This is a genomic window from Rhodococcus sp. MurmanLake-1 (assembly GCF_056945715.1).
In genome coordinates, this window is record NZ_JBWZNF010000003.1 from 570,458 (window position 1) to 583,590 (window position 13,133).

Sequence of the window (13,133 nt, forward strand, 5' to 3'; positions counted from 1 at the left end):
CGAACAGCGATTTTCGACGCCTGATCAGCCGAATATCGGGAGTACCCGAGTGCACGGCACCTCACGCGGATTCGACGGATCAAGCGCGTTGAGCGTCAGAGTCGCCGTTCGCTGCGACGCCACCAACGCGATGTGATCCGACAGGTCCTGCTCGCAACCGTCCTGAACAACTATGTTCGACGCGTTCGACGCGGCCAGTATTCCGCTGCTGTACGGAACGACTACCTGATCGAACCGAGTCACGATGTTGGTGTACTCGACGTCATCGGAGTAGACGCCCGCGTCGCGCAGTTCGGTCACGAAGGTGGCGTTGTCGAAATCCGGTCCCCCGACGCCTTCCGGCGGCCCGACCTCCGAGCCGTCCCACAACGGAGCGATGGAGACGATCTTGGAAACCTTCGCGTCGCCGCCGAGGAACTTGGCGTAGTACGCACTGACCGTCGTCCCCTGAGAGTGTCCGATCAGGTCGACCTTCGAGGCACCCGTCGCAGAAAGAACGTCATCGACGAAGTCCGACAGCTGCCCTGCGCTGTCTCCGAGTGGTGCGAGACCGCCGGCTGCGGAAATCGGCCACGGCTGGTCCGTTCGATTCCCGAAGGTGAGCGCGAAAACGCAGTATCCCTCGTTGGCCAGTACGGGTGCGAGTACGCCCCAATTGGTCTGACGGTTGGCCGCCGTCCCGTGCACCAGGACGGCTGGATCAGGATGAGCAGCGGAAGGCGTGCACGAGAAGTCGTTGGTGCCAGGGGCCGATCCGCCCGGGTTGGTCGCTTCGAGGGCGATTCCGCTGAAGAAACCGGACGGAACGGGAAGAGGTTCGTTCGCCGACGCAAGAGGTGCGGCGGTCGCGGCCACGGCACCCGCCAGAGCGAGCGCACCCACGCATGTTCGAATCCCCACCGAAGGCCTCCACATATTGATCAACCCACGACGGGCAATACCGAGTTGCACGGTACCGGCCGCTGATGCGCGGGATCGAGTGCATTGAGAGCAAAGGTCGCCGCGCGCAGCGACGCCGCGATGGCGAGATGATCGGAGATGTCTTGCTCACAACCGTCCTGGACGACGATGTTGGTTGCGTTCGGCCCGGGCTCCAGCCCATTTGTATACGGCAGCACCAGTTCGTCGTAGCGCGTCGTGATGTTCGTGTAGTGAACGCCCGGCGCGTAAACGCCTCCCGCACGGAGATTTTCGATGAACTCCGAACCGGCCCCCATGTTCAGGCACGCCTTGCAGATCGGGAATCCTGCCTGTGCCGCCTCGGATACCCCGAGTTCGCGAAGGCTGCGGCCGATACTTGCCTGCTCGTTTCCGAGGGTTCCCTTCCACAGCGATGCCACCGAGACGATGTTGTCCACTTTGTCGGCACCGCCGAGGAACTTCGCGTAGTACCCGTTGATGATCGTGCCTTGCGAATGCCCGACGAGATCCACCGACGTTGCGCCCGTAGCGCCCAGAACTTGATCGACGAAATTCGACAATTGTGCTGCGCTGGAGGGAATTTCCTGCATTCCACCGATGGCCGACAACGGCCATGGCTGCTCGGGGAAGTTTCCGTACGTCAGCGCGAAGACGCAGTAGCCCTCGTTGGCGAGCAACGGCGCATAGGTGGCCCAGTTGGTCTGCCTGTTTCCACCCGTTCCGTGAACGAGCACAACCGGATTGGGATGTTCGGCAGTAGGTTTACACGAAAAGTCATTGGATCCAGGAGCTGAACCGCCAGGATTTCCCAACTCCTGAGGAACACCGGCAAGGAAGGCATTGGGCACGGGCAACGGGGCCTGAGCCGAAGCCACGGAGGTGAACCCGACAAGCATCAGAGCGGCAAGAACCACGCCCCCGAACAACCCGATTCTGTGCACGACCGACTCCTCTACGAGAGATGCGAACCGTGCAGACGCTAACAAACTAGAACGCGTTATCAATCCGTTTCGGCAAAATGCGCCCGAATCCATTCGCGATCCATTTCAGACGGCCTTTTCGTAGGCTCGGCGCACCTCCGTGGAAATACGACCGCGGGCCGAAATCTCGAAGCCCGCACCCTTGGCCCATTCGCGGATGGCGGCACTCTGATCGCGGTCCGCAACGGGACGGGATTTGGTCACCGCTCCGTTGACCGATTTGGCGGAATTCGACTTTCTCGCATGAGGAATCCACTTTTTCAGTGCATCGCGCAGTTCCGCGGCGTGGGCGGCGGTCAGATCGATTTCGTAAGCAACTCCGTCGACGGAAAACTCCACAGTTTCGTCCGCGGGCGATTTTTTGTCCAGATCGTCAACCATCGTGACAACAACCTTTTTCACCACGACCATTCCTCCCCAGATCCTTCGATAAGCAGCGACAATAGCACCTGGACAAACGTCCTGTCTTGGCTCGTCCGGATGATTGGGACTGATCTCCACCGGGTATGCCAGTCGACTTGTCTTGCGACAAAGACAGTGCCGATACATTCCTTGCGGCGCATCGGGGGATGCATCCAGACGGGGAATCATGACAGACGACGACTCGAGAAAAGACCTCTACCGAGCGCAATCTTCGCCTCCAAGAACGGCACTCTCGCCAGCATCGCTTACAGCGGACCCACGAATTTCACCATCTCCGGACGCCCTGCGATCCGGTACACCGCAACCGTCACAAATATCCCGGCGGACAACGAATGCGATCCGCCCTCAGCACAATTCGATGTCATGACCACACCCGGATACTCCACAGCCGAGGTCATGGTCTTCCTTGTCCAGTCGGATCAGGGACTACCTGACGCACTCAACCAGGGCACGATCGACCAAATCATCGCAATAATTCGAAAGTCCGAAACTCAGGCGACCGCGCATGGATGAATCCTTTGCCGCAGGCGAATGTCGTTGGGAACAAATCGAATCCCAACTACGAGCGCTCCCCGCTGAGCTGATCGAGCTGAAGAATTCACCCAGATTCATCTGGTTTTCGGCACCGCCGATAGCCGACGACGACGCCGACTGTGAACCGTATCGAATACCTTGGGAGTGCCCCAACTGAAAAAGGTTCGGCCGCAACATGTGCGGCCGAACCTTGATCGAAGTAAAGCTAGCGAGCGGACGGACGAACGATCGGGAAGAGGATCGTCTCGCGAATACCGAGACCCGTCAAAGCCATCAGCAGTCGATCGATTCCCATGCCGGTGCCGGTGGTCGGCGGCATGCCCTGTTCCATCGCGGCGAGGAACTCCTCGTCCAGCACCATCGCTTCGTCGTCGCCTGCCGACGCGAGGCGCGCCTGGTCGACAAAGCGCTCACGCTGGATGACCGGGTCGACAAGTTCGGAGTAGCCGGTCGCCAACTCGAATCCGCGGATGTACAGGTCCCACTTCTCGGTGACACCCTTCTTGCTTCGGTGATCACGGGTCAGGGGCGACGTCTCGACCGGGAAGTCACGGACGAACGTCGGCACGTACAGCTGATCGCCGCACTGGTGCTCCCACAACTCCTCGACGAGCTTGCCGTGGCCGTAGCCCTTGTCCTTGGGAACCTCGAGGCCTACCTTCTCCGCCAGAGCGAGAAGCTCGTCGACCGTCGTATCCGGCGTGACCTCGGTGCCGATGGCCGCCGACAGCGACGGGTACATCTCGAGAACCTGCCACTCGCCACTTACGTCGTACTCGGAACCGTCGGCGAGGGTGAGGACCTGCGTGCCGAATGCTTCCTGCGCAACTTCCTGGACGAGCTCACGAATCATCTTCGCGGAATCGTCGTACGTGCCGTAGGCCTCGTACGTCTCGAGCATCGCGAACTCGGGCGAGTGAGTGGAGTCGACGCCCTCGTTGCGGAAGTTGCGGTTGATCTCGAAGACCTTCTCGATACCGCCGACGACGCAACGCTTGAGGAACAGTTCCGGCGCGATACGCAGGTACAGGTCGATGTCGAGGGCGTTCGAGTGCGTGACGAACGGGCGAGCTGCCGCGCCGCCGTGCAGCGTCTGCAGCATCGGCGTCTCGACCTCGAGGAAGCCGCGGCTCTCGAGCGCATTGCGCAGCGCACGGACAACAGCGACGCGCTTGCGGGCGTTGTCGCGAGCCTCGGGGCGAACGATCAGATCCGCGTAGCGCTGACGCACCCGGGACTCTTCGCTCATCTCCTTGTGAGCAACCGGCAGGGGGCGCAGCGACTTGGATGCGATCTGCCAGGCGTCGGCCATCACGCTGAGCTCGCCGCGACGGGAGCTGATGACCTCACCGTGGATGAAGACGAAGTCGCCGAGGTCGACGTCGGACTTCCAGGCAGCCAGTGCCTCTTCGCCGACGCCGGCGAGGCTGATCATGGCCTGCAGCTGGGTACCGTCGCCTTCCTGCAGAGTCGCGAAGCACAACTTGCCGGTGTTGCGCATGAAGATGACGCGGCCGACGACGCCGACCAGCACGCCAGTCGCCGTGTCCGGCTCGAGTTCCGGGTACTCCGCGCGGATCTGCGCGAGCGTGTGGGTGCGATCGACCGAAACCGGGTACGCCTCCTGCCCCTGCGCGAGGATCCGTTCACGCTTCTCGCGCCGGATACGGAGCTGCTCGGGGGTGTCGTCGACTGGCTGGGCTTCTACATCACTCACGGGGTACAAGACTACTGGGCCGTGTCCACCGCGTTTGTTGCTGGTAGCACCGCGGCGACCGCGAGCACGATTCCCGACAGGAGGTACAGCGCAACCCTGACGTGATTCCACACCGTCCAACCCACCTCGTACGACGCCCATGCGGCTGCATCGGCAGCACTGACCGAGGCAAAAGCGTCGTTGCGGGGGACGTGGTAGATCGCTGTCACCGCGAAGGCCGCGAGCACCCCGACGCAACCGACAACGGCAAGGACCCAGCCGTCCGGTCTGGAGATCGCTGCCCAGATTCCGGTGGCGATCGCGGTGAGCGCCGATCCGACGAGGGGCAGCATCAAGGCGCTCCGCGGTGCTTCGACGTTGATCGCCTGCATCGACGTGATCGCGGCGTGTGCATCCACCGACCGCAGAGCGGGCATTACGAAGGACGAGAACGCGAACAACGCACCACCGGCAACGAGCGCGCCGAGCGCAGTCACGCCGACGAGCAACTCCAAGAAGATCTCGGATTTCTTCACGACCAGACCCCCGTTCGAGCAGCCTCGGCGGCAAAAGTGGTGAAATCTCGAGCGGGTCGTTCCAGGACCTCTTCGACGACGCCGGTCACACTTTGATTTCGTCCGTCGAGAACCTCGGCAAACAAGTAAGTGAGCAACTCCACGACATCACTCGGGACGCCAACTTCTGCCATGCCGTCGGAAAACTGTTGCAGTCCAATTCTTTCGAATGACATCGCACGCCCCGACGCCGCCGAAATCGCCTCAACCGCCTCCGCGAAGGTGAGCAACTCCGGACCCGTCACCTCGAGAACTCGGCCGAGGAGGTCGGTTCGAGTCAATGCGGCGACCGCCACGTCAGCTAGATCGTCGACGTCGATGAACGGCTCCCCCACTTCACCGACCGGAAGTGCCAGGTGGCCTTCCCGAATCGGATCGAGTAGATACCCCTCACTGAAGTTCTGGGCAAACCAACTGGCCCGCACCACAGCCCATTCCAGACCGGTGTCGGCCAGAACCTGCTCGGCTTTCTGCGCCGCCGGTTCACCGCGCCCGGACAGGAGCACCATGCGACGAACCCCTTCGCGGTACGCAAGCTCAGCGAGTTCCTCGATGTGGGTGCTCGATTCCGGCACTGCGAGGTCCGGCGCATACGTCACATATGCCACGTCGACGCCGGACATCGCGGGCTGCCACGTCGTCTGATCGTTCCAGTCGAAACGCGTCCTGGATGTTCTCGACGCGATTCTGGTACGGATTCCCACCGCCGTCAGCCTCTGCGCAACGCGCGCACCGGTCTTGCCGGTACCACCGATCACTACTGCCGATTGAATGTCGCTTGTTGTCGTCATGTACTCATTCGACCGCGGAGCGTCAATACGATCCATAGCCGAAGGTCGCAAAAACATACGTCAGCGTCTACCGTCGAAGCATGGATGCATTGTCGATGATGCTGGCCGGGTCGCGGGCGGAGGGCGCTTTTCTGCTGCGCTCGCTGCTCGATCCACCGTGGTCATTACGTATCGAGGACCACGCACCGATCACCGTGCTGGTTCTGGTTCGCGGCACCGCAGTTGTCGTCTCCGACACCGGACAGACCGAAGATCTCGAGGCCGGCGACATTGCGCTCCTGCGCGGCCCCGATCCCTATACGGTCGCCGATCACCCGGACACCCCGGTCCACGTACTCATCGACGAGGCACAAAACTGCGCCGCAGTCGACGGATCGCCACTCGAGGACATGTCGGTTCTCGGCGTTCGCACGTGGGGCAACTCGACCAGCGGCCAGACCGTCATGCTCACGGGCACATACCGTTTGGACTCCTATGTCAGCCGTCAGATCCTCGACAGCCTGACACCCGTCGCGGTAGTGCGACGCAGCATCGAAACCGCGCCGATGACAAACCTTCTGGAACAACAGATCGCCGCCGACGGGCCAGGGCAGGAAGTGTTGCTGGACAGGCTCCTGGACCTGGTCCTGATCTCGGCGGTCCGTACGTGGTTCGCCGAGAACCCGAATCGATCACCGCGATGGATCAAGGCCTACGAGGATCCCCTCATCGGGCATGCCTTGCGGCTCATACACAATCGGCCGGAACACCCCTGGACGGTCGCGAGCCTGGCCCAGGAGTCCGGCAGCTCACGAGCGGCCTTCGCGCGCCGGTTCACCGGTCTCATGGGGATCGGACCCGTCGGCTATCTGACCGAGTGGCGCTTGTCGGTGGCGGCAGATCTACTCGCAGACCCGGCACGAACGGTGTCCTCGATCGCGCGAGAAGTGGGCTACTCGAGCCCCTTTGCCCTCACGACGGCCTTCACCCGCCATCACGGTATGAGCCCGAAGATTTACCGCCAGACCCGCTGTGCGCCTTTATTAACCGCCCGCGGTTAATAAAGGCGCACAGCAAATACCTCAATGAGCCGAAACCGCCGCCAACTCGCGGGAGCAATGACGAACTCCGCTGAGAGCACCGAGCAGTCCGGCGGCCTTGATCGCCTGGTACCCGCCCACGAGATCGGTTGCCTTGTGCAGACCCAACTGCTGCAACGACGCTGCGGCCAGGCTCGAGGTGTAGCCCTCGGAGCAGACGATTACCCACTCGACGTCGTGGTCGGTGGCCAACGCGAGGTGTGCGCTGCTGGTGGGGTCGAGTCGCCACTCGAGAACGTTCCGCTCGATCGCGAGTGCACCGGGGAGAGTTCCCTCGATGGCGCGCTGCGCCTGCGGGCGAATGTCGACGAAGATCGCGCCGCGATGGAAGGCTTCGGTGAGCTGGAAGACGTACATACGATCGATCTGTGCGCGAGCGTCGTCGAGCATTTGGTCGATGGTCATTTGGTGCCCCCCTCGGGCAGGTCGGTCAGCTCGGTACGGGTGCGACGAAGAGTCCGGTGATCCGTCACTTCGTAGAAGGACATTGCCGTCAGCGGCGGCGAGTAAGCGTGAACACTCAGAGTCGGTGCATCAGAGCTGATTTCGATCGGAGCACCAGGAACATCCGTCGAACGCACGACATCGTGAACCCAGCCGAGCGGGAAAGAAGCCTGATCGCCGGCGTCGAGCTGGCGTTCCACCAGGGCGTCACCGGCCCAACGGAATTCGGTGAGAGAACCACTGAGGACGGTCAATGCGCCGAACGAACCTGCGTGGTCGTGCAATTCGGTGTTGCGTTCGGGTACCCAGCTGATGAGCCACACATCGACGTCGTCGTCCGCATGCAGGCGAGTGGACCAACGATCGAGCGTCGGGAAGGCGTCGGGAATGAGGTGGTCGAAACGGCCGTCGAGCACGCCGTTCGCTCCCTCGTCGGTCAGTCGCAGCAAATCGGCCGGGCGAAGGCGGGTAGGCAACGACGCACCACTCGGACGGCGTCCGGACGCCCCACGATTAGCGCTACGACCTGCGGAAACAGCACGATCAGCAGCGAGAGTAGGGGTCAAAACAGAGAGATCTGCAGAATATGTGGATAGCACGAGCTAGCTCCAAGGAATGTGAATTGGTCAAGGCAGCGGTCAGCCTCGACAACACTCCTGAGCACCCATGCAGCGATTCACGAGTACCATTGTGGCATAACTTTTGCAATCGCGAAACTGCTGGAACGAAACCATCGATCAGGCGACCGGTCGTCGACCGGATCCACGACGCGCCTGATTGCGCTCGAAGACCAACCTCAGCCCCTCGAGAGTGAGGTCCCGTTCGAGGTGGTCGATAGTGTCGGATTCGGGAATGATCAGCGGTGCGCTGTCCCCGGTTGCGATCACGGAGACGTCGTCACCACCGAACTCCGGCAGTTCGTCGCGTACGCGGTTGACCAATCCGTCGACGAGGCCGGCAAAGCCGAATACCGCACCGGACTGCATGCATTCGACGGTGTTCTTGCCGACCACCGAACGCGGGCGCACCAATTCGACCTTGCGCAGCGCAGCGGACTGCGACGCCAAGGCATCGGTCGAGATCTCGAGTCCGGGCGCGATGCAGCCGCCCAGAAACTCACCCTTGGCGGAAACGACGTCGACACAGGTCGACGTACCGAAGTCCACGACAATGCACGGACCCTCGTAAAGATGGTGAGCGGCAAGACTGTTGACGATCCGGTCGGCTCCCACCTCTTTGGGGTTGTCCACCAGCAGTGGCACACCGGTGCGAATACCCGGTTCGACCACCACATGGGGAACGTGACCCCAGTACCGCTCCAGCATCACGCGGATTTCACGCAAGACGGACGGCACTGTCGACAGCGCCGCAACGCCGGTGATCTCATCGACATGAGTACCCAACAGCCCACGGAAGGTCAACGCCAACTCGTCGGCAGTCATCCGAGGGTCGGTTCGCATTCGCCAGTCCTGCAACAGCTTCGAATACTCACCAGTCCCGGAAAACAACCCCAGAACGATATTGGTGTTCCGCACGTCGACCGTGAGCAGCATGGATTACACCAGGCTGGATTCGCGCGAGGCCTCGAGTGTCGACAGCATGCGCGGGGTGATCAGACCCGAACCCTCCGGCGCATGAGCCGGGTCGGAGCCGAGTTCGATCTGCTTGTTGTCGGCATCGACGAAGACGACGCGCGGGGAGTATTCCTTGACTTCCTGCTCGTTCATCACGCCGTAGGCGATGAGGATGACCAGATCGCCCGGCTTGACCAGATGCGCTGCCGCACCGTTGATTCCGATGACACCGGTTCCCCGCTCGCCGGCGATGACGTACGTCTCGAGACGCGCACCGTTGTCGATGTCGACGATGCACACCTGTTCGCCTTCGAGGAGGTCTGCGGCGTCCATCAGATCCTGGTCGACGGTGACGGAGCCGACGTAATGCAGGTCGGCGTGAGTCACGGTGGCGCGGTGGATCTTCGACTTCATCATTGTGCGAAACATATCCAGGTCCTTACTCGTGAAAAGTGCTCAGTGAGACAGCAGGTCGTCGATGGCGTCGGCGGATGGGTCGGTGTCACGCTCGAGGAACCCGGTTCCCACCGCGACACCGACGTTGTCGATCAAACGGGTGGTTCCGAGCTTGGCGGCCACTAACAGTCGGCCGTCACCTCGCTCGGGCGCGGGGCCCAGATCGACGCCCCGAACCTCGAGGTAGTCGACCTCGATTTCCGGAACAGCTGCCAGAACAGCGCGTGCGGTTTCCAGAATTGCTTCCGCTCCCCCGGACGCCGCGTGTGCACCGGCGATCAGAGCAGCGGACAGCGCGACCGCTGCGGCGCGCTGGCCCTCGTCGAGGTAGCGATTGCGAGAGGACAACGCGAGGCCGTCGAACTCGCGGACCGTCGGAACTCCGATGATCTGTACATCGAAGTTGAGATCCCACACCATCTGACGGATGAGCGTCAGCTGCTGGTAGTCCTTCTCACCGAAGTACGCGTGATTGGGTGCCGCGATCTGCAGCAGCTTCGCCACAACCGTCAGCATTCCGGCGAAGTGAGTGGGGCGCGCTCCGCCTTCGAGTTCGCTACCCAACGGGCCCGGCACGATGGTGGTGCGCTGGCCCCGCGGGTACATCGTCTTGGCGCTCGGCGCGAACACCAATTCGACGCCCTCGGCGCGAAGCAGGTCGAGATCCGCATCGAGAGTGCGCGGGTACGCGTCCAGGTCTTCGCCCGCACCGAACTGGAGCGGGTTCACGAAGATGGAAACGATCACGACGGCGCCGGTGACCTTGGCCTGACGAACCAATTCGATGTGGCCCGCATGCAACGCACCCATCGTCGGAACGAGCGCCACCTGACGCCCGACACCTCGCAGTGCCCGCGAGACGCGCCGAAGCTTGTCCGGATCGTGGTGCACCGTCAGTTCGCCGCGCTTGTATCCGCCCTGCAGATCACTCACGACGGTCACCTCCCGTTTCAGTCAAGATGTCGAACAATTCGGTGGGGGCGCCCACCCGCTGGGCCGATCGCAAGGACATCGCCCGATAGCCGGCAGCGAGCTCCGGATCCAGTTCTGTCAGTACGCGCAAATGTGTGTCGACAGCAGCAGCGTCGCCGCGGGCCACCGGGCCGGTCAACGCCGAGGGACCGCGTCGTAGCGCGTTGTCCAAGGCCGCCGACAGCAGCGGCTGCAGGACACGCTCGGCCACTCCACCCGGATCTCCGTCGACCAACTGTTGACCGAGCAGCTCGTCACCTTGCAACGACGCTCGCAGCGCCTCGACGGCGTCGACCACGAGCGTGACCAGGTGATTACTGCCGTGAGCCAGTGCCGCGTGGTAGAGCGCGCGGTTCTCCTCGCGCACTCGGACGGGCTCGCCGCCGATCTCGAGGACCAGTGACTGCGCGATCGCGTAACCGATGTCGTCGGCAGCAGTGATTCCGAAGCATGCCGACGACAGCCGTGCGGTGTCCTCGTCGTGACCGGTGAACGTCATCGCCGGATGGATAGCCAAGGGCAGCGCGCCGAGTTCGGTGAGCGGAGTCAGGATCGCGATCCCGTTGGCACCGGACGTGTGGGCGACGAGCGTGCCCGGCTTGACCGCTTGGGTGGCCGCGAGACCTCGAACAAGATCCGCAAGCTGGTCGTCAGGAACGGCAAGAATCAGCAGTTCGGAGCGAGCTGCGACGTCGGCAGCCGGAAGAATTTCGGTATCGGGAAGCCGCTTCACAGCGCGGGCAACCGAGGCACTGGAGACGGCGGAGCAAGCGCTGACAACATGACCGGCTCGCTCCAATGCGGCACCGACAGCTGTTCCGACCCGTCCTGCTGAGACAATTCCTACCGTCAATCGCGCAGGTGCAGGCCCATTAGTGATCCCGAAGGAAGTCACCGGATTCCTCTCGTTCGTTCCAGTCCCGCTCGGCGGGTACCAGACGTTCTGCGTCCGAGGATATCCTTCGCCCGAACCGTCATGCCATGGCCGGGCGAGTGATCTGCGACTCAGTCCTCTCGGCGACGACGTCGACCGGAGCCTTCGGACGGGTTGTTCGAACTCAGGTTCGCCATTATTTCGGCGACGGTCAACCCGTTGGAATGAGCACCGCTCGCGGCATCTTCCGGGGCAGCGCGACGACGACGGCGAGGCTCTGCGTCAGGCTCCGCAGCGGGTTCAGCTTCCGCGACGATCTCGGGAACAACCTCGGGCGCCTCCTCGGCGTCTTCGATGACGGCGTCTTCGATGTTCGGGGCCTGGGCGGGAGCCTTGATTTCAGGCTCGACCGGCGCTACCGGTTCCGGATCCTTCTCCACCGGAACGTCTTTCACCGTTCGTGTCGGCGAGGAACTCACAGTGGAACTCGCTGGGGAACTCTTCGGTGCCTGGTTCCCGCTCTGATTCTGCGGCTTCTGCGTCTCTTGTGGCTTCTGCGTCTCTTGTGGCTTCTGCGTCTCTTGTGGCTTCTGCGTCGGTATGACACGCGGCGCCACAAAGCTACTGTCACGCCACGACGTCTCCGCGAACACGACGGTTGTCTCAGCAGTCACCGGATCGTCGTTGGGCGATGCCAAGCCGCCGACGTTCGGTGCCGGTTGGCTGGGTCCGTTCTGGCCGGCGCCGGGAACGTACAACCCCGACGGTGCCGGCTGGTACGCGCCGTACGAACTACCGCCAAGTTCCGGTACTCGCGTGGAATCGGTCTTGAGCGCGGTCTGTTCGGGCAGCAGTCCACCTTCGAACAGTGCTTCGAGGTTTCGGCGCAGCGCCACCAATTCGGCGCGCAGCCCGGCCAGTTCCTCCGCGTCCGCGGTCACCTCACGTCGCACGCGACCTTCGACGCTCAGTTCGTACTCACGTCGAGCCGAAATTTCACGTTCGAGCTGCAGTTCGTACACGGTCTGCAGATCGGCAACCTTGGCTTTGTCCAGTGCCGACTCACGCCGATACTTGGTCATGGCGATAGCGCCGAGGGTGGCTGCCCACAGAGCGACGACCAGTCCCACCCGAAGAAGCTGAACGCTGTTGCTGAAGATCAGAAACAGCGAAGCAATGACAGCAAGTGCCAGAAGAGCAGCAATGATCATCTGGCTCGCGCTGCGCTTGCTTCGGCGCGCAGACTTCGATCGACCAGAATTTGTCATGGTTGCCAGGGTACTTGCCGAGACCGGGGTCGCCACGTACCTCGGTGGGTGATTTGCCGACCAGGCTGTCAGTGCGCGGGCTCGTCAGGTGTATCTTCCGGCGTCTTGCAACAATGTTCGAGCCACAGAGCTGCCGCTACCAGCGCAATTGCGGCGCCCAACCCCACCCACGCGCCCGGCGTGTCGGAGGCTGCGGCCTGCAGAACCGAGCGCTGTGGGATGAGATACACCAGCACTCCGACCCAGACACCGACGGTAGCTGAACCGACCAAAGCGGATGCTTTGGCCAATGCCAGCGCTCGGGCGGCAGTGATGGGATGAAGCTGTCTGAGCCCGTCACCCACCTGACGGTTCTTGACGCGTGAACGAATGACAAAAGCGAAGACGGCCTCGGCAACGGCCACGAAGTACAGCGACGCTCCCGCATAAACAGGGATCGGCGGCATCGAACCGTAGAACACGCGAATCAGAATCCAGGTCGCCACAGCGGCAACCGCAGCCAGAACCGCGAGTTCACTGATCCGGGTCGGCTTCAAACCCTTGCCT

The 13,133-nt window shown here is 62.4% G+C and carries 16 protein-coding genes; 2 read left to right on the forward strand and 14 right to left on the reverse strand.

From position 1 onward, the window contains the following. Nucleotides 1–24: 24 nt before the first annotated feature. From AC2ETI_RS12605 to AC2ETI_RS12615, 3 genes are all read right to left on the reverse strand, one after another. The gene (locus AC2ETI_RS12605) at nt 25–915 is read right to left on the reverse strand and encodes an esterase/lipase family protein (protein WP_400822880.1); all 891 of its coding nucleotides are present in this window, start codon (nt 913–915) and stop codon (nt 25–27) included. 5 nt (nt 916–920) lie between these two features. After that, on the reverse strand, nt 921–1,862 hold the full coding sequence (locus tag AC2ETI_RS12610; protein WP_019746799.1) for an esterase/lipase family protein: 942 nt from the start codon (nt 1,860–1,862) through the stop codon (nt 921–923). A gap of 105 nt (nt 1,863–1,967) precedes the next feature. Then, a complete protein-coding gene (locus tag AC2ETI_RS12615) occupies nt 1,968–2,306 on the reverse strand; it encodes a histone-like nucleoid-structuring protein Lsr2 (protein ID WP_003945673.1) in 339 nt (112 codons plus the stop codon). Nucleotides 2,307–2,381: 75 nt separating this feature from the next. Between AC2ETI_RS12615 and AC2ETI_RS12620 the strand changes: the two genes are divergently transcribed. Beyond that, complete coding sequence (locus tag AC2ETI_RS12620; protein WP_483633979.1) at nt 2,382–2,837, forward strand: DUF8017 domain-containing protein; 456 nt, start codon at nt 2,382–2,384, stop codon at nt 2,835–2,837. A 226-nt stretch (nt 2,838–3,063) separates the two neighbouring features. Here the strand turns inward: AC2ETI_RS12620 and lysS are convergent, their stop codons facing one another. Genes lysS through AC2ETI_RS12635 form a run of 3 tightly spaced genes read right to left on the reverse strand, consistent with a single transcriptional unit; the run spans nt 3,064 to nt 5,920 of the window. Then, on the reverse strand, nt 3,064–4,575 hold the full coding sequence (gene lysS / locus AC2ETI_RS12625; protein WP_003945834.1) for a lysine--tRNA ligase: 1,512 nt from the start codon (nt 4,573–4,575) through the stop codon (nt 3,064–3,066). An 11-nt stretch (nt 4,576–4,586) separates the two neighbouring features. Next, nucleotides 4,587–5,090: an anthrone oxygenase family protein gene (locus AC2ETI_RS12630; RefSeq protein ID WP_069146917.1), complete on the reverse strand. Its 504-nt coding sequence runs from the start codon at nt 5,088–5,090 to the stop codon at nt 4,587–4,589. Further along, entirely contained in the window at nt 5,087–5,920 is an 834-nt protein-coding gene (locus AC2ETI_RS12635; RefSeq protein WP_483633980.1) for an NmrA family NAD(P)-binding protein, read from the reverse strand. The genes AC2ETI_RS12630 and AC2ETI_RS12635 overlap by 4 nt, the downstream gene beginning before the upstream one ends. Before the next feature lie 80 nt (nt 5,921–6,000). Between AC2ETI_RS12635 and AC2ETI_RS12640 the strand changes: the two genes are divergently transcribed. Next, nucleotides 6,001–6,960 (forward strand): AraC family transcriptional regulator, encoded by a 960-nt coding sequence (locus AC2ETI_RS12640; RefSeq protein WP_400822877.1) that lies wholly within the window; start codon nt 6,001–6,003, stop codon nt 6,958–6,960. A gap of 21 nt (nt 6,961–6,981) precedes the next feature. Here the strand turns inward: AC2ETI_RS12640 and AC2ETI_RS12645 are convergent, their stop codons facing one another. The 8 genes from AC2ETI_RS12645 to AC2ETI_RS12680 all read right to left on the reverse strand — a co-directional run bounded on the left by AC2ETI_RS12645 (nt 6,982) and on the right by AC2ETI_RS12680 (nt 13,123). After that, nucleotides 6,982–7,404, reverse strand: coding sequence for a rhodanese-like domain-containing protein (locus AC2ETI_RS12645; RefSeq protein WP_003945445.1), 423 nt, complete (start codon nt 7,402–7,404; stop codon nt 6,982–6,984). Beyond that, nucleotides 7,401–7,919 carry a cysteine dioxygenase gene (locus tag AC2ETI_RS12650; RefSeq protein WP_019746792.1) on the reverse strand — a complete coding sequence of 173 codons (519 nt, stop codon included), beginning with the start codon at nt 7,917–7,919 and terminating at the stop codon, nt 7,401–7,403. Before AC2ETI_RS12650 ends, AC2ETI_RS12645 begins: the two co-directional genes overlap by 4 nt. A gap of 261 nt (nt 7,920–8,180) precedes the next feature. Further along, complete coding sequence (locus tag AC2ETI_RS12655) at nt 8,181–8,996, reverse strand: type III pantothenate kinase (protein ID WP_019746791.1); 816 nt, start codon at nt 8,994–8,996, stop codon at nt 8,181–8,183. A 3-nt stretch (nt 8,997–8,999) separates the two neighbouring features. Next, nucleotides 9,000–9,446, reverse strand: coding sequence for an aspartate 1-decarboxylase (panD, locus tag AC2ETI_RS12660; protein ID WP_003945761.1), 447 nt, complete (start codon nt 9,444–9,446; stop codon nt 9,000–9,002). A gap of 27 nt (nt 9,447–9,473) precedes the next feature. After that, the gene (gene panC, locus AC2ETI_RS12665; protein WP_170320391.1) at nt 9,474–10,406 is read right to left on the reverse strand and encodes a pantoate--beta-alanine ligase; all 933 of its coding nucleotides are present in this window, start codon (nt 10,404–10,406) and stop codon (nt 9,474–9,476) included. Beyond that, entirely contained in the window at nt 10,399–11,340 is a 942-nt protein-coding gene (locus AC2ETI_RS12670; RefSeq protein WP_019746789.1) for a Rossmann-like and DUF2520 domain-containing protein, read from the reverse strand. The genes panC and AC2ETI_RS12670 overlap by 8 nt, the downstream gene beginning before the upstream one ends. Nucleotides 11,341–11,450: 110 nt before the next feature. Then, nucleotides 11,451–12,587: a DUF6779 domain-containing protein gene (locus AC2ETI_RS12675; protein ID WP_483633981.1), complete on the reverse strand. Its 1,137-nt coding sequence runs from the start codon at nt 12,585–12,587 to the stop codon at nt 11,451–11,453. A gap of 68 nt (nt 12,588–12,655) precedes the next feature. Continuing rightward, the gene (locus tag AC2ETI_RS12680) at nt 12,656–13,123 is read right to left on the reverse strand and encodes a DUF3180 domain-containing protein (RefSeq protein ID WP_153213529.1); all 468 of its coding nucleotides are present in this window, start codon (nt 13,121–13,123) and stop codon (nt 12,656–12,658) included. Between the last annotated feature and the right edge of the window lie 10 nt (nt 13,124–13,133).